Genomic DNA, 20,080 nt, shown 5'->3' on the forward strand with positions numbered 1-20,080 from the left:
TTAGTGCTGCTCGTGCTGAATTTCTGGAACCGAGGTTCCAGGGTTCTGGTCGTTACGGTTATATTCGTCGCCGCGAGCACCGGTCTGGCCAGCGTCACGGAGTGACTGGATGTAAGCGTTGTATTCCTCAGCCGAAACGGCCTTCACCTTAAAGAGCATCATCGAGTGGTATTCACCGCAGAGCTCTGCACACTTACCGATGTATTCGCCTTCGCGCTCAACGGTGATCGAGAAGGTGTTGGTCTTGCCAGGGATGGTGTCGAGCTTGTAGTGGAACTCTGGCACCCAGAACGAGTGAGCGACGTCACGCGACTTGAGGTCAAACGTTACATTTGCGCCAACCGGTACGTAAACAACAGGAAGTTTTTCGTCCTGCAGCTCACCAGTGGCCTTGCCCTCAGCGTCGCGCTTCTCGCGGCCCTGTTCACCTTCGAAGTACACGCCGCCGTCGAACTCGGAGCCTTCAACTTCGAGGTAGTTGAAGTCCCAAGCCCACTGCTTGCCATAGACCTCAATGTGGACATCACGCTCGTCTTCTGGCGTGACCTCAATCGCGATGGCTTCATCACGCGCGGTGAAGGCAAAGAAGCCTGCAACCAGCACGATCGGCAGCACCGTGAACAGAATCTCTACCGGCATGTGGTAGCGCATCTGGCCGGGCATGCCCGTTTCGTTCTTGCGGCGGCGGTAAGCAACCGTTGCCCAGATGACGAGGCTCCAGGCAAGCAGACCTACACCCATCAGGACGACCCATGAGTTCGTCCAGAAGGTGCCGATCAGGTCACCCTTGTCGCTAGTACCCACCTGACCGGGCATGTACGCACCGAGCTGCTGCTCCGTGCATCCAGCCAGCGCGAGCGACGAGATCACAGCCAGTGATAGTGCACCGGCCGCTTTCCGGTAGTTCTTCCGCACGTTGGACCTTTCGAGAAGACGCATACAGACGTTTCACAGTGTAGCGCTTCTCTGCGGCATTCCAAGGCCACCGGGGTGCGCTACCCGTACCTGCGAGCCAAAACATGCCTGTTTTCATCCGCAGAGATATTGCAATGCTAGCGGGTTCCCCAGCAACCGGGCGATGCCACGCGCATCCATGCGGGCCGATCGGCGCGTTGCGACCGGGGTTTTCCGTTTATCGCGACCGTACGCATCCGGAAAACGACGACGGTGTGACTGCCGTACACAGTCACACCGTCGAGTTGTTCGCAAAATGTCGCGAGGTCACCGCATCCGTGACGACAACTCCCCCACGCTTAGGTGCCGCACCAATGACTTACCGAAGGCGAGTCGCATGACGACTAGTGGAACGAATCGCCGCAGGCGCAGCTACCCTGCGCGTTTGGGTTGTCGATCTGGAAGCCCTGCTTCTCGATCGTGTCGGCGAAGTCAATCGATGCGCCCTCGAGGTACGGGATGCTCATCTCGTCGACGATGAGTTCAACACCGTCAAAGTCCACACTCGCGTCATTAGCCATCTCGCGCTCGTCAAAGTAGAGCTGGTAGATCAGGCCCGAGCAGCCGCCCGGCTGAACGGCAATGCGCAGTCGAAGGTCGCTGCGACCCTCTTGCGTCAGCAGCGCCTTGACCTTGTCGACCGCCGCCTGCGTGAGCGTGACGCCGTGCGTGTTTTCAGTGATCGTGATGCCTGTCAGAGCCGACGACATATTGCCTCCATGAGTAAAGCGTTGAGTGAGCTGCGTGTGGCGCAGGGCTCGCCAGTATGGCGCGCCCTGAACTTCGGCACGAATCCGTAGTTACGTTACTGCCTGATCAACGCGCGCGCAGCAGAAACTATTCCCGATGCATCCGGTGCCCCTTTTTTGAGCACCGGATGCGCGCGGGTGCGTCGAGCTAGTTGGTTCCGGTAGCGAGTTCGGCCAGGAACAACGCTTCGGCACCGATGGCGTACTGCAGCGACCCAAGGTGCTGCGATTCGTTCGGCGAATGTGCTCGAGTCGCGGGATCCTCGACACCGGTCACCAGGACCTGCGCCTGCGGGAATCGCTCCACGAGATCCGCGATAAATGGGATCGACCCACCGATACCGACGAGTTCGGCAGGGTTCGGCCAGGCGGCGTTCATGGCACCAAGCATTCGCTGCACACCATCGGCCGAAGCATCGACCAGCACTGGCTTACCAATGCTGAAATCATCGACTTCGAGTTCCGCACCGAACGGTGCGTGGGCACGCAGGTGCGCAAGAATCTTCTCGCCCTCTGCTTCGCAATCGGCACCGGGTGCGACGCGTGCCGAAATCCGTACACGTACTTGTGGCAGCAGCGTGTTGGATGCATTGGCCACGTCGGGTGCGTCAATGCCGGTCACAGTGATGGCCGGCTGGTACCAGATGCGGGAGTTCACGCTCCCCTGCCCGATGCATTCGCCGCCGAGGATGCCGGCATCGCGAACGATTTCCGCCGCATCCGTTTCAAGCGCCTCGGCACCGTGCACGTGAAGGCCGGGTACAGCAACCGCGCCGGAGTCGTCCCAGAGCGTCGCGAGCAGCTTGGTTGCCGCCATGAACGCATCCGGTGCAACACCACCGAACATGCCCGAGTGCGAGGCATGCGCGAGCGTGCGGATCGTGAGGTTGAACGAGACGTTTCCGCGCAGCGCAACGGTCAGACCGGGCACTGTTGGCGAAACGTTCGAGCTGTCGGCCACGATGATGTAGTCGCTACCGAGCGTGTCACCGTGGTTGTCGAGGAATTGCGGGAACGACTCCGAACCCCATTCCTCTTCACCCTCGATGAAGACGGCGATGCCAATGCCGAGGTCCTTGCCTTCGGCGGCAAAGACATCTCGAATGGCTTCGAGCGCGGCCACGTGCAACATAACGCCGGCCTTATCGTCGCTGGCGCCGCGGCCGTACAGGCGATCTCCGATGATGGTCGGCTCGTAGGCGGGAGTATCCCAGTCGTCGTCCTGCCCCGGAGGTTGGACGTCGTGGTGGGCGTAGAGCATCACCGTCGGGTAGCCGGGTTTCGCGGGGCGGTGCGCGATGATTCCTGGGTGCCCCTGGCTACCGTCCTCGAGTTCGTACTCGTGAATCTCAACCGTGTCGAACAGGTCGGTGGCGGCGAAGAGATCGTGCACCTGCTGTGCGGATGCACGCACGTGCTCGGGGTCAAACGCGGGCCAGGACACGGACGGTACGCGGATCAATTTGGCGAGGCGGTCAATGGTGCTCGGCATCCCCAACGCCACGCGGTCGAGCAGCGCTGCGTTCATGGTCTCGACTGGAGAAAGTTCACTCATGACCACCACTGTAAAGCGACGACTTCGGAAGTGACGCACCGCATCCCGTAACATTGGACAATCCACTTCGCCCAAGTACTAAAGGACACCATGGCAACCTCGACTGCTGGCAAGAAGGACCCGGACGCGTCATCGAAGAACGCATCGGCCGCCACCACCGGTAAGAAGGGCCCGACTCCGCGACGTCGCGAAGCCGAAGCCGCTAACTTCAGGCCGCTCGTACCCGAAGACCGCAAGCTCGCGAAGCGTGAAGCAACGGCAAAGCTTCGTCAGGAGCAGGCGAAAGCTCGTGAGGGCATGGCACGCGGTGACGACCGCTACTTGCGTCCGGGCGAGCGCGGCCCACAGAAGCGGTTCATGCGTGATTTCATCGATGCCCGCTTCACCCTTGGTGAGTTGCTGCTGCCGCTGATGTTCCTCGTGATCTTTGCCACCATGATTCCGCAGGCCTACGCCGCTGTTTGGGCGATGGCCTTCATCTGGATCTACTTGGCGATCTGCATCATCGAAGGCGTTACCTACGGCTTCATGATCCGCAAGCGTGTTGCGGCCGTTGTTGGCGAGTCGAAGGTCGAGAAGGGCTTCGTTTTCCAGTCGCTCGGTCGCTCGATGCAGATTCGTATGCTCCGTCTACCCAAGCCGCAGGTGAAGCGCTTCACCAAGGTTGAGTTCAAGGGTTAGCTCCCAAGTAACGCAACCCCACAAGCACCAACGGGGCCGGTCACCACTTCGGTGGCCGGCCCCGTTCCTGTTGCCCTCGTTAGGGTCTAACGCAGTGATTCCGCTGGTGGACGCGTCTGTTACGCCGCGCGGTTACGGCGCTTTGCCGCAAGCCCAGCGTTGATTGCGGCCGCCCAACCCGGACCCTCGTAGAGGAACGCGGTGTAGCCCTGCACGAGCGTGGCGCCCGCATCCAGCCGTTCTTGAACATCGTCCGCGGTGGTGACACCGCCAACAGAAATCACACAGAAATCTGCCGGAACGTGGCGGCGAACGGTGCGCAGCACTTCGAGCGAACGTTCCTTGAGCGGAGCTCCCGACAGCCCGCCCGCACCGTACGCTTCGACGATTCGGGCCGACGTTTCGAGCGGTTCACGGGCAATCGTCGTGTTCGTGGCCACGATGCCGTCGAGTCCGACCTTGATGGCCAGTTCACAAATTCGCGCGATGGCATCGTCTTCGAGGTCGGGGGCGATCTTCACGAGCACGGGCACACCGCTGGCAGCATCGCGAGTTGCCTCGAGGATTGGTGCCAGCGCATCCAACTCTTGTAGCCCGCGCAGCCCCGGCGTATTCGGCGACGACACGTTAATGACCAGATAGTCAGCGACCTCACGCAGCGCGGTCGCCGCAGCGACGTAATCGTCAACCGCGTTTTCTGCCGGAGTTACTTTGTTCTTGCCGATGTTCACACCAACGATGCAACGATCAGTGCGAGCCTGTTTGAGCGCGGCCAGGGCGGCTTCTGCGCCGTCGTTGTTGAACCCCATGCGGTTAATGAGCCCGCGATCGGCCGTGAGCCGATACATGCGCGGCTTAGGGTTACCGGGCTGCGCAAGCGGTGTCACCGTACCGACCTCGACGTGACCGAACCCGAGCGCACCCAGGCCGTCGGTCATATCAGCGTTCTTGTCAAAGCCCGCAGCGAGGCCAAACGGCGACGGGAATTCAAGGCCCAGCGTTTGCACGCGCAGTGACGGATCCGGTGCCGTGAACTTCGCCAGCTGATCGGCACACCAGTCACGCTTGCCGATGCCGCGGATGACTGCCGCGCCAACATGGTGCGCCCGTTCCGCATCCATTCGGCGAAACACCGTGTTGAACACCAGTTGATATCCGGAGCGAATTACCGAGTGGATCACGAGATGCCTTTCAGGAGCCGTTTCGTTCGACAGTTGAGTTTGGTTCAGGATGCGGGTCAGCGCTAGGCGCTTGGCTCACCGTCGACGCTGTCGCCGGCATACTTCGCCGTGATTTCGTCTTGTTTGAGCTGGTCGATTGCGGCAGCAAAGTCTTCGAGGGATTCGAAGCCCTGGTACACGCTGGCAAAGCGCAGGTAGGCGACGTCGTCGAGTTCCCGAAGGAACGGCAGGATGGCGAGGCCGATTTCGCCGGCCTCAACCTGCGATGCTCCCGATGATCGGATCGTTTCTTCCACGCGCTGTGCGAGCTTCGCGAGGTCGCTGTCGGTAACCGGGCGACCCTGGCAAGCCTTGCGCACACCGGCGACCACCTTCTGGCGCGAGAACGGCTCGGCAACGCCCGAGCGCTTGGTCACTACCAGGCTTGCGGTTTCCAGCGTCGAGAATCGGCGGCCGCAGTCTGGGCACTGGCGGCGACGGCGAATGGCGTACCCGTCATCGGTGGTTCGCGAGTCAACAACTCGCGAGTCACCGTGACGGCAGAATGGGCAATGCACGAGGCTTAGGCTCCGTCGTTGGCCGCACGCAGCGCAACCGCGTTGGCGTGTGCGGGCAGGTCTTCATCGTTGGCGATGGCTTGGATGCGTTCGGTCACCTCAGCGAGTGCCGCCCGGTCGTAGCGGATGATCTGCTGTGCGCGCAGGAAGGTGTAAGCGCCAAGACCGGAGGCGTGTGCGGCCTGGCCGCCCGTGGGCAGCACGTGGTTGGACCCGGCAATGTAGTCGCCAAGAGGCACTGGCGAGTACTCCCCCATAAAGATCGCGCCGGCGTTCGTGATGCCAGCAAGCGTGGCGTCATTGTCGCGAGTGTGGATCTCGAGGTGTTCCGGTCCGTACGCGTTCGACACGGCGCAGGCGGCCTCAAGGTCGTCGACGAGGACGATTGCCGACTGGCTGCCGGTGAGCGAAATGCGCACGCGGTCAGCGTGCGGAGTTGCGGCTGCCTGCGCGGCGAGTTCAGCGTTTACCTGTTCGGCAAACGGCTCGCTGTCGGTGACGAACACGACGCCGGCGAGCTCATCGTGCTCAGCCTGGCTCAGCAGGTCGGCGGCAACGTATGCCGGGGTCGCCGAGTCATCGGCGATGACCAGGATCTCGGTGGGGCCGGCTTCAGCATCAATGCCAGCAACGGCGCTAACGGCACGCTTTGCCGCGGCAACCCAAACGTTGCCGGGGCCGGTGATGACATCAACCGGGTCAAGGCCAATGGCAGGGACTCCGTAGGCAAATGCACCAATCGCACCTGCACCACCCATGGCATACACCTCGTCGACGCCAAGCAATTCGGCAGCGGCCAAGATCGTCGGGTGGATTCCGCCACCGCATGCCTGCTGTGCAGGCGACGCGATCGCGATCGAAGTGACACCGGCCACCTGGGCTGGAACCACGTTCATGACCACGCTCGACGGATAAACCGCCTTGCCACCCGGAACGTACAGACCTACGCGGTTGACGGGCATCCACCGCTGGTCAATAACCGCACCGTCGGCGAGGGTCGTCGTGGTTGCGGGCGGCACCTGAGCTTCCGAAGCCTTGCGCACACGCACAATCATTTCTTCGAGGGCAGCACGCACCTTGGGGTCGAGGGTTTCAAGCGCGGCGGTGAGCTCGGCCTTGGGCACGCGAAGATGCGTCGGGGTGACCCCATCAAATCGTTCGGCCTGGGCGACGAGTGCGGCGTCTCCCTGAGCGCGAACTTCATCGATGAGTTTGGTGGCACCCTCGAGCGCCGCGCTTACATCGAGCTCCGCGCGCGGAAGAACGCCACGCAATTGCGATGGACTTAGCTGTTGACCACGAAGATTGATGTACTTGAGCATGATGTTTCCCATTCTAGTTGGGGTGGATGCGGTCCGTTCCCGTGCGCAGCCAGGGTTCGATGTCGGTTCGTCGGCCGATCGTTCGTGTCCGTGCTACTGCCGTTGCTGGTGGTGTGCCGCCGCGAGCTACTCGACGCTTCCTGGTCCCAGGATCGCGGCGAGTTCCGAGTAGAGCGCAGAGCCCGATTGCACGCGATGCGGCAACTCAAACTTTCGCAGCATCGTTTGGGTTTCGAGGGTTAGGCGAACTTCACTATCGCCGGGGTGACGACGAAGTAGTTCGTCGAGCTGTTCGATGAGTTCTTCCGTGGCGCGATAGTCCGGCAGCGTGAGCTGAACCGGCTTGTTGTCGCCAACAGCAAGCTGTGGGATCGAAATGCCCTGCGCGGTGATGGTCACCCCGTCGTCGCGGTTTTGCGCGCGACCGCGAATGACCGCGATTTGGTCGCCGACCAATTCGGATTGGTATTCGGCATAGGTCTTGCCGAGGAACATCACCGTAATTTCGCCGCCGAAGTCTTCGACGTTCAAGATCGCGTAGGGGTTACCCGAGTTGCGAGCGATTCGGTGTTGCACCGTGGTGATGAGCCCCGCGATCTGGACCTGTTCACCATCGCGAACTTCGGTGTCACCAATGAGTTCCAGGATGGGGGTTGCCGAGAGCTTCGAGAGCTCGACTTCGAGTCCCTTGAGCGGGTGGTCCGACACGTACAGACCGAGCATGTCACGTTCGAACGCGAGCTTGTCACGACGTGTGAACTCCGGCCGTTCCGGAACCGTTGACTCTTCTTCTTCGAATTCCATCAGGCCAGCGAACAGGTCGACCTGGCCGTGTGCCTCGTTACGTTTCTTGCTGACCGCCGCATCGACCGCATCCTCGTGAATTTCAACGAGCGCGCGACGGGTGTTGCCCATCGTGTCGAAGGCACCGGCCTTGATGAGCGATTCCACCGTTCGCTTGTTCGCGACACTGGTCGGGACCTTGCTGAGGAAGTCATGGAAGGTGGTGAACCGGCCAGATTCTTCGCGGCTTTCGACGATGTCGGCGACCACTTGATCACCCACGTTACGCACGGCACCGAGACCGAAACGGATATCATCGCCGACCGCGCGGAATCGCAGCGTTGATTCGTTGACATCGGGCTGCAACACCTGAATACCCATGTGGCGGCACTCGTTTAGGTATTCCGCCAGCTTGTCGCGTGAGTCACCAACACTGGTGAGCAGCGCCGCCATGTATTCGGGCGCATAATGCGTCTTCAGGTAAGCGGTCCAGTACGAAATCACACCGTAGGCAGCGGAGTGCGCCTTGTTAAACGCATAGTCCGAGAACGGCAGCAGGATGTCCCACAGGGCTTTCACCGCATCGGCAGAGAATCCGTTCTTTGCCATGCCCTCCGAGAAGGCAGAGAACTGCTTGTCGAGCTCGGCTTTCTTCTTCTTACCCATGGCACGGCGCAACAAGTCGGCCTGACCAAGCGTGTAGCCAGCCACCTTCTGCGCGATCGCCATGACCTGCTCTTGGTAAATGATCAGACCGTATGACTCGGCGAGGATGTCCTTCAGCGCTTCTTCGAGCTCAGGATGGATCGGGGTGATCGGCTGCAGACCGTTCTTACGCATGGCGTAGTTGGTGTGCGAGTTCGCACCCATTGGACCCGGTCGGTACAGCGCAATAGTTGCCGAAACGTCTTCGAAGCAGTCGGGCTTCATTTGGCGCAGCAGCGAGCGCAGACCGTTACCGTCGAGCTGGAACACACCCAGCGTGTCGCCTCGCGAGAGCAACTTGTAGGTTTCGGCGTCGCCTAGCTCGAGTTGTTCGAGGTCAATGTCTTCGCCTCGGTTGGTCTTAATGTTCTCGATAGCGTCCGAGATGATCGTCAGGTTTCGCAGGCCCAAGAAGTCCATCTTGATCAGGCCCAGCGATTCACACGCGGGATAGTCGAACTGGGTGACGATCTGACCGTCTTGTTCTCGCTTCATCAGCGGGATCACGTCGATGATCGGATGCGACGACATAATCACACCGGCCGCGTGCACACCCCATTGGCGCTTCAGGCCTTCAATACCGCGCGCGGTCTCGAACACCTTCTTAAAGTCAGGCGTGGACTCGATAACCGTGCGCATCTCGCCGGCTTCTTTGTAACGCGGGTGGTCTGGATCGAAGACGCCCGAAAGCGGAATGTCTTTACCCATGACCGCGGCGGGCATAGCCTTCGTGAGCGTGTCACCAACCGAGAACGGGAAACCCAAGACTCGGGATGAGTCCTTGAGCGCCTGCTTCGACTTGATCGTGCCGTAAGTGACGATCTGGGCAACGTATTCCGAACCGTATTTCTCGGTCACATAGTGAATAACTTCGGAGCGTCGACGGTCGTCAAAGTCAATATCGAAGTCAGGCATCGACACGCGGTCTGGGTTCAAGAACCGCTCGAAGATCAGACCGTGCTGCAATGGATCGAGGTCGGTAATACGCAGCGCGTAGGCGCACATCGAACCCGCACCCGAACCACGACCGGGTCCGACGCGGATGCCATTGTCCTTGGCCCATTGGATGTAGTCAGCAACGACGAGGAAGTACCCAGGAAATCCCATCTGCGTGATAACGCCGATTTCGTAGTCCGCCTGGGCCCGGACATCGTCGGGGATGGTGTCGCCGTAGCGATATGCGAGACCTCGATCGACCTCTTTCGCAAACCACGAAGCTTCGGTTTCGCCCTCTGGCACTGGGAATGCCGGCATGTAGTTCGCCGACTCATCGAACTCGGCGCTGCAACGCTCTGCCACGACGAGCGTGTTATCGCATCCCTCTTTGAAATCACGGAAGAGGTGCCGCATCTCTTCGGCGCTCTTGAGGTAATACCCCTCACCGTCAAACTTGAAGCGGTTGGGGTTGTCGAGCGTCGAGCCAGACTGCACACACAGCAGCGCTTCGTGGTGCACGGCGTCGTGCTTGTGGGTGTAGTGCAAGTCATTGGTGACCAGCATCGGCAGTCCAAGGTCGTCGCGCAGGCGCAACAGATCGTCGCGAACACGACGCTCAACGCCAACACCGTGGTCCATGAGTTCGAGGAAGAAATTGTCCTTGCCGAAAATGTCGCGGAACTCACCGGCGGCCTCGCGCGCCAGATCGTATTGCCCAAGTCGCAGTCGTGTCTGCACTTCGCCCGACGGGCATCCGGTTGTGGCGATCACGCCCTTGGCAAATTTGTTCAGCAGTTCGCGGTCCATGCGGGGCTTGAAGTAGTAGCCCTCGATGGATGCGTAACTCGAGAGGCGAAAGAGGTTGTGCATCCCCTCGGTCGTTTCCGCGAGCATCGTCATGTGCGTATATGCACCACTACCGGAGACATCATCGCCGCCACCATTGCCCCACTTCACACGAGTTCGTTCCGAACGGTGAGTGCCGGGCGTCAGATAGGCCTCGGTACCGATGATCGGCTTGATGTCGTATTTCTTCGCCGTGCGATAGAACTCGTACGCCGAGAACATATTGCCGTGGTCGGTGGTAGCGATAGCGGGCATGCCCATCTCAGCTGCCGTCTTGATGAGCTCTTCGATCTTGGCCGCACCGTCGAGCATCGAATACTCGGTGTGATTGTGCAGATGTACGAACGAGTCCGACGAAGCCACGATTTCCTCCCGATAGGCCAAGCCCCCATCCTACGCGGGTGGATCTGACGCAATTGTCGACGACCCCAATTGCCACCGTCACACCGATAGCGAGACGTCACCAGGCGACGTGTTCGAGCATCGCTGATAGCAGTTAGCCGCCTAGACGCGTCCTTCGCGCAACATTTCGAGTGCGTGCTCCAGGTCGGCGGGGTATTCGGAGGTGAAGTGTACGTACTCCCCCGATTCCGGATGCGTGAAGCCGAGTCCGACTGCGTGCAGCCATTGGCGTTCGAGGCCGAGCGCCGCCGCGAGCTTCGGGTCACCGCCATAGAGCGGGTCGCCCATGCACGGATGGTGCTGCGCCGACATGTGGACACGAATTTGGTGAGTTCGCCCGGTCTCCAAGTGGATTTCAAGGAGCGATCCGCGACGAAACGCTTCAAGCGTCTCGTAGTGCGTAATCGAGGGCTTACCGTCGGCTACAACGGCAAATCGCCAGCCGGCACCGGGGTGGCGCCCGATCGGGGCGTCAATCGTGCCTTCAAGCGGATCGAGCAGACCTTGAACGACGGCGTGGTACGTCTTGTCGACCGTTCGATCGCGAAATGCCTGTTTCAACACCGAATAGGCTTTCTCGCTCTTGGCTACCACCATCAACCCGCTGGTGCCAACGTCCAGCCGGTGCACAATGCCCTGTCGCTCGGGTTGCCCCGAAGTCGAAATACGGAACCCAGCTGCGGCAAGCGCACCAAGCACAGTTGGGCCAGTCCAACCCACGGATGGGTGCGCGGCTACGCCGACCGGCTTCATCACCACCACGAAGCTGGGCTCATCGTGAATGATCTCGAGTTCGGGTACGGCGATGGCTTCCACTTCAAGCGGGCGATCCGCTTCCCACTCGATCTCAAGCATCGCGCCGGCCGTGAGCCGATCGGACTTACCGACGGGAACGCCGTTCAACGTGACCCCGCCCGCATCCGCCGCCGTGGCAACACGCGTGCGGCTCAAACCGAGCAGTTTCGACACCCCGGCGTCTACCCGCGCACCGTCGAGGCCATCAGGAACGGGAAGCATCCGTGATTCCATTAGCGGGCCTCCTCTGCTGCTACGTTGTCTGCCGCTGGCTCTGTTGCTGTCGGTACTGCTGTGGGTGTTGCCGAGGCCTCTGCCGACACGTCAGCGTCGGTGTCAGTCTGCGCCTTACGGGTAGCTGGTCGGGATCCATCGACTCCAATGTCAAGGAGCACTAGGAGCACAAGCGCGGCCATACCGGTGCAAATGGCAATATCGGCAATGTTGTAGATCGCCGGCATCATCCATGGCGTCGAGATGAAATCAACGACGTGACCTTCGCCAAACGACGGTTCGCGAAAAAGCCGGTCGATGAGGTTACCAAGTGCGCCACCGAGCACGAGTCCGAATACCGCGGCCCATTGCCAGGCATGGATGCGGCGGATGTAGATGACGATGGCGGTCGTGATGCCAATCGCCAGGATCGTCAGCACCCACGTGGTGTTAGCCACCATCGAAAATGCGGCGCCGGGATTACGAACGAAATGCCACTGCAGTACGTCGCCGAGAACTGGAATGACCTGACCTTCGGTCATCGTGGACACGACGAGTTGTTTGATGCCCTGATCAGCACCGACGACAACGAGCGCAATCGCCCCCAGCAAGGCGGTGATGCCTGGATGCGGGGACGATTGCGCTCGAGTGTTCTTGGGCACGCTCGGAATTAATTCAATCCGGCGCGGTTACTTCGAGTTACCGTCGAAATCGTTGCTTGCAGCGGTGAATTCGTTGAGCTGGCGCTCGATGTAGGTACGCAGCGAGGCGCGGTAGTCGCGCTCGAATCCGCGGAGCTCTTCGATGCGCTCTTCGAAACGAGCCTTCGAAGTTTCGAGCGAAGACGTAATTTCACGCTCACGTGCTTCGGCATCGGCCACGAGGTTGCGGGCCTTGTTCTCGGCTTCGGTGACAACGCGGTTTGCGTGTGCTTCCGATTCCTTTGTGCGGCGGTCGGCCTCGGACTGTGCGTCCGAAACGAGCTTCTCAGCTTCGGCGCGGCCGTCTGCCACGAGCTGGTCACGGGTGCGTGCACCTTCAGCAACGTGTTCATCGTGCAGGCGACGAGCCAGCATGAGCAGCGATGAGGACGTCTCGGCTTCGTCGCCGCCCTCGGCGACAACCGGTGCTGGCGCAGCAACGGGAGCTGGTTCGGCAACCGGAGCAGGTTCCGCAGCGGCAACTGGCTCGGCAGCCGGCTCCGAGTCGACAGCGCCGCCTTCCTTGAGGCGTTCGTTCTCGGCGCGGAGGGCTTCGTTCTCGGCCTGCAGGCGACGCAACTCGACGACAACCTCGTCTAGAAAGTCATCGACCTCGTCCTGGTCGTACCCTTCCCGGAACTTCGTCTGCTGAAAACGCTTATTAACAACGTCTTCCGGTGTCAGTGCCATTGGAGGCCCTTTCATTCGAGGCAAACATTTGACAAGGCTCACACTACGTCACAATTACATCGTTCGTCACATCGGATATTCAGTTGGGCCTAGATTTAGGGGGTATTGGCAGGTACCCAACCCGATGACTAGAGCACGTAAATCGTGATCAGTGAGCTCGCAAAACCGATCAGCAGCATCACGACAACCCAAGCAAGATCCAGGGATGCGCCGCCCAATGGAATGGGCTTAACGAAGCGGCGAACGAGCCGCAGGGGTGGGTCGGTAACCGTGTAGACCAATTCGGCAATTACCAGCAGGAGCCCCTTGGGACGGAACGACGGCGAAAGCACCTGTACCCAGTCGAGAATGAATCGACCCCACATTGCGATGCCGAATACTTGCAGCCCCACAATCAGAATCAACCCGATTACATTCACGCTGGTCACCGTTTCATCAATTTCATTTGGACTTGACACACCAGAAGGCAACTTTGCAATCCAGTGTGAATAAACAGCTTCGGTGGTGCATATCGGCACCACCGAAGCGTAGGATTTGGCGTCTCGCGAGCGGATCTCGGTATCAGAGGCAAGCGCACGATCGTGCACCAAGACCGTCCTCGAAGGGGTTCACCAGACGCGTCGTCGCAACATCCCGTGACACGAGCAGGTCACAGGTATCGCAACTACATCAAGAACGTTGCGTCGTTGTTTCCAGCAGTAGCTTCACCGTGCACGCTGATGTTTTCCGGCGTGAGCAGGAATACTCGGTTGGTGACACGTTCAATCTTGCCGCTCAGCCCCTGGGTCAGGCCCGAAGCGAAGTCAATGATGCGACGCGCATCAGCGTCCGTCATCTGCGACAGGTTCATGATGACCGGCACACCGTCGCGGAATGACTCAGCGATCAGCTGTGCGTCCTTGTCGTAGGCCTTCGGGTGGACGGTAAGAATTTCGTTCATCGCTCCAACGTTCGGTGAGACGGGACGGGGTGCTGCCACGGGAGCCGCCGCTGCGGGCTTGCTCGCTACCCGAGTAGGGGTCTTCGTGGAAATAGGGGTTACCGGGGCGGCCGGTGCGTCAAATTCGTCGAAATCCGAAACGCGGTCGGTCACGTTGGTTTGCGAGGCTGGACGCTGAGTAGCGTTCGCTGCCTCGTCTTCCTCGGCCAAGCCGAAATAGACCATGGCGTTGCGCAATGGGTTGCTCATGCTGTTGCCTCCTGAAGCTGTGCGGTTACCACTCCACGTTACGGGGCGGTGGGGCGCATTCCGGTGATTGCCGTGCCGATTCGCAGGTGTGTCGCTCCCTGTGAAATTGCTGAACGGAAGTCATGGGTCATGCCCATCGAGCACCAAGTGGCGTCCGGCGCAAACGACCGGATGGTTTCACTCGTCTCACGCACCGTCGCAAATGCCTTGTCAGGGTCAGCGTCAATCGGTGCGACTGCCATCACGCCGCGCAGTCGCAGCGTGTCGGTGTCGAGGATGCGTCGAGCGAGATCCGGGGCTTCTTCCAGCAGAACTCCCCCGCGCGCAGTGTCACCATCGAGCGAGAGCTGAATCGTGACGTCAACCTGACGGCCATCTTCGCGCTGCAGCGTACTGAGCGCATCCACCAACTCGACGCGGTCGATCGATTCGATAACGTCGGCGTAGCGACCAACCTGGCGTGCCTTGTTGCGCTGCAACTGCCCGATGAAATGCATCCGACCGTCATCTCCCGCAATTTCACGCAGACGAGCAGCCTTATAACGCGATTCTGGGTGGCGGTTCTCGCCAAAGTCCCGTACACCCAGCTCGTAGAGGGCGTCGATGATGTCGACATCGTGGAACTTCGTAACCGCAACGAGGGTGAGTTCGGCCGGGTCGCGGTTTGCGTCGACGGCAGCCTCAGCGATGGATGCACGGACAGCGGCGAGCCGCCCCGCGAGTGCCTCACGGCTCCCCCAGGACGGCTGCGGTGTTACTTCAGTCATCATTCGATCTAGCGCAGGAAGTCAGGAATATCGAGGTCGCTGTCGTCATCGGCATAGGGCGATTCCGATTGACGAGGTGTAACCGTCGGTGCTTCGGCAGTCGACCATGCTGGTGACTCTCCCAGACGCGGCGGACGCGCCGCCGGCTGCGATGGTGCCGATGGTGCCGCCTGCTCGCTCGGGTTTGGCGTCAGTCGCGGTGCAACAGTCTCGGAGGCACCGGCACGGGCGTCGTCACCGTTACTGTCTTCGGACTGGTTACGCGCCGTGGCTTCGGCCAGCGAAGGCAGTGGGTTTGGTGCCGAGTCGACCATTTCGTGCGCTTCAAGCGGACGAGGTTCGCCACCGTCGAAACCTGCGGCGATAACGGTAACGCGAACTTCGTCGCCCAGCGTGTCGTCGACCGCGGTACCCAGGATGATGTTGGCACCGTCATGTACGGCGTCGCGTACCAGCTGGGCAGCTTCGGCGACTTCGAACATACCGAGGTTTGAACCACCCTGAACCGACAGCAGCACGCCGTGAGCACCCTCGATGGAAGCTTCAAGCAGCGGCGATGCCACGGCGAGTTCGGCGGCCTTGACGGAGCGATCCGCACCGCGCGAGGTACCGATACCCATGAGGGCCGAACCGGCACCCTGCATAACCGACTTAACGTCGGCGAAGTCAACGTTGATCACACCGGGGTTGGTGATGAGGTCAGTAATACCCTGCACACCGGCAAGCAGAACCTGGTCGGCCGTCGCGAATGCTTCAAGCATCGAGATGCCGCGGTCGCTGATGGCAAGCAGACGGTCGTTCGGCACGACAATGAGCGCGTCGACCTGCTCCTTCAACGCGGCGACACCGTGCTCGGCCTGTTCGGCACGACGACGACCCTCGAAGGAGAACGGTTTAGTGACAACACCGATGGTGAGCGCACCGATCGACTTGGCGATGCGGGCGACTACTGGCGCGCCACCGGTACCGGTGCCGCCACCTTCACCTGCCGTAACAAACACCATGTCGGCGCCGGCGAGGGCTTCTTCGATTTCTTCGACGTGGTCTTCGGCGGCGCGACGACCGATCTCCGGGTCGGCACCGGCGCCGAGGCCGCGAGTAAGTTCGCGTCCAACGTCGAGCTTGACGTCGGCATCGGACATCAGCAGTGCCTGCGCATCGGTGTTGATCGCGATGAACTCGACGCCGCGCAGGCCGATCTCGATCATGCGGTTAACGGCGTTAACGCCGCCGCCACCGACACCGACGACCTTAATTACGGCGAGGTAGTTGTTCGTGGGTGAGTCTGGGTTCGACACGTGACAGGCCCCTTTGTCGTTGTCGGATGGGTATTCGCCAGTTCGGTTGAATGAGCGAAGTTGTGATGCAACGTTATGGGGCAAATCCTGGCGTTACGCCCTGGCGCCTTGGCGTGTTGCAGCCAATGAGCAAATCACTTCAACCCAGGGTTGAGAGTTTCCACGCCCCTGTGCACGAAATCCCCGCTACTGACGGGTGACCGGTTGCTCCGGGCTCGACACGTCGAATTCCTTGGCGTTGCCACCGGTCGCGGTAAGCAGGGCTTGCAAGACCTCGGCCTTGGCAAGATTCGATTCACTGCTGCCCCAAATCACCCGACGACCGTCGCGAAGTTGAAACTCCACGTTGTCGGCGGTCGAGGCCTTGATCGTGCCTACGGTGGCCAAGAGTTCCTTGGGCATCGACGTCAGCACCTGGCCAATGGCACCAAACGCGGCCGCATTGCTCGGTTCAGTCTCGATGATTGGCAGCGAGTTCGCGGCAGCTGGATCTTCCCAGAGGGTTACTCCAGCGCCGTCAACGACCGAGTGCTTGTCTCCCGATTTGACGACGCCCACGGGCTGCCGTTCCACAATGTGCACGATCACCGTTCCCGGTGGAATGCGCTGCACGTGGTAGCTCTGCACGAGTACGAAGCCTCGCAACTGCTCCTCGATTTCAGCATCGGTCACTTGCGCCAGCGGCTTTGACTTAATACCTTCCAGCGACTGCGTGACCGCCTGCGAATCCAATCGCTCGATGCCGTGCAGACGAATTTCACGCACGCTCATGAGCGGGCTGAACATGGCGACGACCAGCAACACGGCCAGTAGCCCCACCGAGGCGAGCCCAATGAAGAGGCCCCGGCGGCGTTGCCGGCGGCGACGCGTAAATCGGCGGACCTCGGCACGTTCGTGTTTCCGACGCGCACGAGCGGCTTTCCACACCTCGAGCTGCGTGGGAATTGCGTCGTCAGCTGTGTCGTCGTCCCCCACATGGCGCGACCATGCCGCATCCAGACCTGAGGAGTTCTCAGTTGTGGATGCGTTCGAGTCACGATTCGTGCGAAACGGTGGTCGCATTAGTTGTCGCCGGAATCCGCATCCGAATCGGTCGCCAGCGCAGCAAGCAGCTGGGGCACGATCCGGTTCACGTTGCCGCAGCCGAGCGTGATGACAAAGTCACCGGCACGAGCCACGCGGTCAACGGCAGCAGCAGCGGTATCCCACCCGGAGTGGTACTCAACGGCGTCTGGATTCACGAAGTCATTGCTGACCAGTTCACCGGTGACGCCTTCGACCGGATCTTCGCGAGCACCGTCCACAGCAAGCACGATGGTGTGGTCGGCGCACGATTCCAGCACCTGCGCGAACTGCTGGTGCATGGCCAGCGTACGCGAATAGAGGTGCGGTTGGTGCACGGCAATGATGCGGCCGTTGCCAACGACGGTTCGTGCTGCTGTCAGCGCGGCGCGAACCTCAACCGGGTGGTGCGCATAGTCGTCATAAACGCGTACACCACGGACTTCGCCCTGGAAGTCGAAGCGACGCTTGGTACCGCCAAAATTGCGCAGGCTGGCGACGGCATCCTTCAACGAGTAGCCAAGCACGCGCATGACGGCGACCGCACCAGCAGCGTTGATCGCATTGTGTTCGCCGGGCACGGCAATCCAGCCGTTCACCGACTCGCCATCGGCAGAGATCGTGAACGAGGTGCCGCCGTCGAGTCCGACGATGTCGCTGACACGTACGTCGTTGTGGATGCCACGGCCAAAACGCACGATGTTGTCGTGGGTAATGCGGGGCGTCAGCGCCACCGCAAGTTCGTCATCGCCCGAAATGACTACGGCTTCACTCGCTCGTGACGCGAACGACACGAACGCGGCGTTGAATGCTTCGGCGGTGCCGTAGTGGTCGAGGTGGTCATTGTCGACGTTGGTGATGAGCGCAATTGCCGTGTCGTAGAACAAGAACGACCCGTCGGATTCGTCGGCTTCGACAATGAATTCTTCGTCTTCGCCAAGGTGCTGGTTCGAAGCAATCGACTGAATAACGCCACCGTTGACGACGCTGGGATCGGCACCATTACCGATGAGCGCGCTGGCCAACATGCCGGTCGAAGTGGTCTTGCCGTGAGCTCCGGCAACCGCAATCACACGCGAGCCGCGGGTCAGCCAAACGAGTGCCTGCGACCGGTGAATGATGTTGCAGCCGCGTTCCTTGGCCAAGACCAGTTCGGGGTTGTCGGGCCACAGCGCTGAGGTGACAACGACAGTGTCAACGTCATCGGCGAGGTTCTTGGCGTCGTGCCCAATGTGCACGGTGGCACCGAGCGACTGCAGCGTTTCGGTGTAGTCGCTGGCCGAGCGGTCGGAACCAGAAACGCGAATCCCCTGTTCCAAGAACATCGTCGCGATTCCGCTCATGCCGGAGCCGCCGATGCCGATAAAGTGCGCGTGCGAAATCTGCGTTGGGATCTGCGCATTGGCGTCTGGACTAATCACCGGGTCTCCTCACATCGATGTGGATACCGCGTCATTGCAGGGGTGCCTGCAATCGTCATGCCGGCAGGTTGCCTGGCCGTATCCATCACGAACAGTAAGGCTACCGCCGCTCGTCGAATTCCAGCGGGAATCGGCACGAGTTTGCGGAACTTCGCAGTGCCACCCGAGGCGAACTAGTCGCGACGTGCGGCCTCAATAGCGTCATCGATCATGCTCGCGAGCTGTTCCGCCGCATCCGAAACGCCCATTCGGGTGGCGTTCTTCGCGAGCTGCTCGCGACGCGTCGAGTCGTTAAGCAGCACCTCGAGCTGTGGCCAAACGATATCCGGGGTGAACTGCGCGTCCGCGACCGTAACTGCCGCATCCGCGGCGAGCACCGACTCGATGTTCTTCGCCTGCTCACCGTTACCGACCGCATAGGGGACATACATTGCCGGCAAACCAACCGCCAATAGTTCACTCACGGTGGATGCACCGGCTCGCGCGATGATGCAGTCGGCTGCGGCAAAGGCGAGATCCATGCGGTCGCAGTACTCGACCACGTGATAGTTCGGCAGGTTCGGGTCGTCGAATGGTGAAAGCCGCCCAACAATGTGCACAATTTGCCAGGGCGCCCCGTCAGCTGTCGGAGCAGTAATGCGGGGACCGAGTTCACGGATCGTGTCGTTAATGCGCTTGGCACCGAGCGAACCACCGGTCACGACGAGCGTATTTCGCGATGCATCCAGCCCGAAATATTCCACGGCTTCGCTCCGGCTCGCAGCGCGGTCGAGCGAAGCAATTTCACGGCGCAACGGCATGCCAATGGTCTTCGCGCCCGCCAAGTTCGTATTCGCAAACACGACTGCGGTCGCCGCTGCCCAACGTGACCCAAGACGGTTGGCGAGTCCCGGCATGGCGTTCGCTTCGTGGACGATGATCGGGACGCGACCACGTGCGGCAACGTATGCGGGCGTGGCGGCGTAGCCGCCGAACCCGACCACCGCATCCACGCCCTCTTGCGCGATGATGCGACGAACCCGAGCAACCGCGCGACGGAAACGAACGGGGAACTTCACCGCCGCCATGTTCGGGCGGCGAGGGAAAGGTACTTTGTCGATCGTCAGCAGTTCATAGCCGCGTTCAGGAACGAGCCTGGCTTCGAGCCCTTCACGGGTACCGAGCACCAAGATGCGTGCGTCGGGATGTGCCGCTCGCAGCGCATCTGCCGTTGCCAATAGTGGATTCACATGTCCAGCGGTACCACCGCCGGCGAGTAGGTAGGTGGTCATGT

The 20,080-nt window shown here is 60.7% G+C and carries 18 protein-coding genes; 1 reads left to right on the forward strand and 17 read right to left on the reverse strand.

Translation table 11 applies throughout. The features are described 5' to 3' along the window. The 3 genes from ctaC to ZBI01S_RS01715 all read right to left on the reverse strand — a co-directional run bounded on the left by ctaC (position 1) and on the right by ZBI01S_RS01715 (position 3,258). On the reverse strand, positions 1 to 915 hold the full coding sequence (ctaC, locus tag ZBI01S_RS01705; protein WP_245610496.1) for an aa3-type cytochrome oxidase subunit II: 915 nt from the start codon (positions 913 to 915) through the stop codon (positions 1 to 3). 383 nt (positions 916 to 1,298) lie between these two features. Continuing rightward, on the reverse strand, positions 1,299 to 1,664 hold the full coding sequence (locus ZBI01S_RS01710) for a HesB/IscA family protein (RefSeq protein ID WP_066055346.1): 366 nt from the start codon (positions 1,662 to 1,664) through the stop codon (positions 1,299 to 1,301). A gap of 187 nt (positions 1,665 to 1,851) precedes the next feature. Further along, complete coding sequence (locus ZBI01S_RS01715; RefSeq protein ID WP_066055348.1) at positions 1,852 to 3,258, reverse strand: M20/M25/M40 family metallo-hydrolase; 1,407 nt, start codon at positions 3,256 to 3,258, stop codon at positions 1,852 to 1,854. Between the two features lie 90 nt (positions 3,259 to 3,348). Between ZBI01S_RS01715 and ZBI01S_RS01720 the strand changes: the two genes are divergently transcribed. Next, complete coding sequence (locus ZBI01S_RS01720; RefSeq protein ID WP_066055351.1) at positions 3,349 to 3,939, forward strand: DUF3043 domain-containing protein; 591 nt, start codon at positions 3,349 to 3,351, stop codon at positions 3,937 to 3,939. 119 nt (positions 3,940 to 4,058) lie between these two features. On the opposite strand, the gene ZBI01S_RS01725 is transcribed toward ZBI01S_RS01720, so the two are convergent. The 14 genes from ZBI01S_RS01725 to ZBI01S_RS01790 all read right to left on the reverse strand — a co-directional run bounded on the left by ZBI01S_RS01725 (position 4,059) and on the right by ZBI01S_RS01790 (position 20,078). Continuing rightward, positions 4,059 to 5,120 (reverse strand): quinone-dependent dihydroorotate dehydrogenase, encoded by a 1,062-nt coding sequence (locus ZBI01S_RS01725; RefSeq protein ID WP_083524405.1) that lies wholly within the window; start codon positions 5,118 to 5,120, stop codon positions 4,059 to 4,061. A gap of 62 nt (positions 5,121 to 5,182) precedes the next feature. Then, entirely contained in the window at positions 5,183 to 5,677 is a 495-nt protein-coding gene (gene nrdR, locus ZBI01S_RS01730; RefSeq protein ID WP_066055354.1) for a transcriptional regulator NrdR, read from the reverse strand. A gap of 5 nt (positions 5,678 to 5,682) precedes the next feature. Then, on the reverse strand, positions 5,683 to 6,999 hold the full coding sequence (gene hisD / locus ZBI01S_RS01735) for a histidinol dehydrogenase (protein WP_066055683.1): 1,317 nt from the start codon (positions 6,997 to 6,999) through the stop codon (positions 5,683 to 5,685). 126 nt (positions 7,000 to 7,125) lie between these two features. Next, positions 7,126 to 10,581, reverse strand: a complete 3,456-nt coding sequence (dnaE, locus tag ZBI01S_RS01740; RefSeq protein WP_066055686.1) for a DNA polymerase III subunit alpha — start codon at positions 10,579 to 10,581, stop codon at positions 7,126 to 7,128. A gap of 192 nt (positions 10,582 to 10,773) precedes the next feature. Then, on the reverse strand, positions 10,774 to 11,700 hold the full coding sequence (locus ZBI01S_RS01745) for an RluA family pseudouridine synthase (protein ID WP_066055356.1): 927 nt from the start codon (positions 11,698 to 11,700) through the stop codon (positions 10,774 to 10,776). Continuing rightward, positions 11,700 to 12,341: a signal peptidase II gene (gene lspA, locus ZBI01S_RS01750; protein WP_083524407.1), complete on the reverse strand. Its 642-nt coding sequence runs from the start codon at positions 12,339 to 12,341 to the stop codon at positions 11,700 to 11,702. The genes ZBI01S_RS01745 and lspA overlap by 1 nt, the downstream gene beginning before the upstream one ends. Positions 12,342 to 12,368: 27 nt before the next feature. Then, a complete protein-coding gene (locus ZBI01S_RS01755) occupies positions 12,369 to 13,070 on the reverse strand; it encodes a DivIVA domain-containing protein (protein WP_066055359.1) in 702 nt (233 codons plus the stop codon). Positions 13,071 to 13,198: 128 nt separating this feature from the next. Beyond that, complete coding sequence (locus tag ZBI01S_RS01760; protein ID WP_306301608.1) at positions 13,199 to 13,498, reverse strand: YggT family protein; 300 nt, start codon at positions 13,496 to 13,498, stop codon at positions 13,199 to 13,201. A gap of 236 nt (positions 13,499 to 13,734) precedes the next feature. Continuing rightward, positions 13,735 to 14,259 (reverse strand): cell division protein SepF, encoded by a 525-nt coding sequence (locus tag ZBI01S_RS01765; protein ID WP_066055361.1) that lies wholly within the window; start codon positions 14,257 to 14,259, stop codon positions 13,735 to 13,737. Between the two features lie 38 nt (positions 14,260 to 14,297). After that, positions 14,298 to 15,029, reverse strand: coding sequence for a YggS family pyridoxal phosphate-dependent enzyme (locus tag ZBI01S_RS01770; RefSeq protein ID WP_066055366.1), 732 nt, complete (start codon positions 15,027 to 15,029; stop codon positions 14,298 to 14,300). A gap of 5 nt (positions 15,030 to 15,034) precedes the next feature. After that, positions 15,035 to 16,324 (reverse strand): cell division protein FtsZ, encoded by a 1,290-nt coding sequence (gene ftsZ, locus ZBI01S_RS01775; RefSeq protein ID WP_066055369.1) that lies wholly within the window; start codon positions 16,322 to 16,324, stop codon positions 15,035 to 15,037. A 186-nt stretch (positions 16,325 to 16,510) separates the two neighbouring features. Then, positions 16,511 to 17,386: a cell division protein FtsQ/DivIB gene (locus tag ZBI01S_RS01780; RefSeq protein ID WP_066055373.1), complete on the reverse strand. Its 876-nt coding sequence runs from the start codon at positions 17,384 to 17,386 to the stop codon at positions 16,511 to 16,513. After that, positions 17,386 to 18,807, reverse strand: a complete 1,422-nt coding sequence (gene murC, locus ZBI01S_RS01785) for a UDP-N-acetylmuramate--L-alanine ligase (RefSeq protein ID WP_066055376.1) — start codon at positions 18,805 to 18,807, stop codon at positions 17,386 to 17,388. Before murC ends, ZBI01S_RS01780 begins: the two co-directional genes overlap by 1 nt. 173 nt (positions 18,808 to 18,980) lie before the next feature. After that, positions 18,981 to 20,078 carry a UDP-N-acetylglucosamine--N-acetylmuramyl-(pentapeptide) pyrophosphoryl-undecaprenol N-acetylglucosamine transferase gene (locus tag ZBI01S_RS01790; RefSeq protein ID WP_066055379.1) on the reverse strand — a complete coding sequence of 366 codons (1,098 nt, stop codon included), beginning with the start codon at positions 20,076 to 20,078 and terminating at the stop codon, positions 18,981 to 18,983. Positions 20,079 to 20,080: the final 2 nt, after the last annotated feature.

The organism is [Zimmermannella] bifida NBRC 103089 (assembly GCF_001570925.1).
Lineage (GTDB): Bacteria > Actinomycetota > Actinomycetes > Actinomycetales > Microbacteriaceae > Gulosibacter > Gulosibacter bifidus.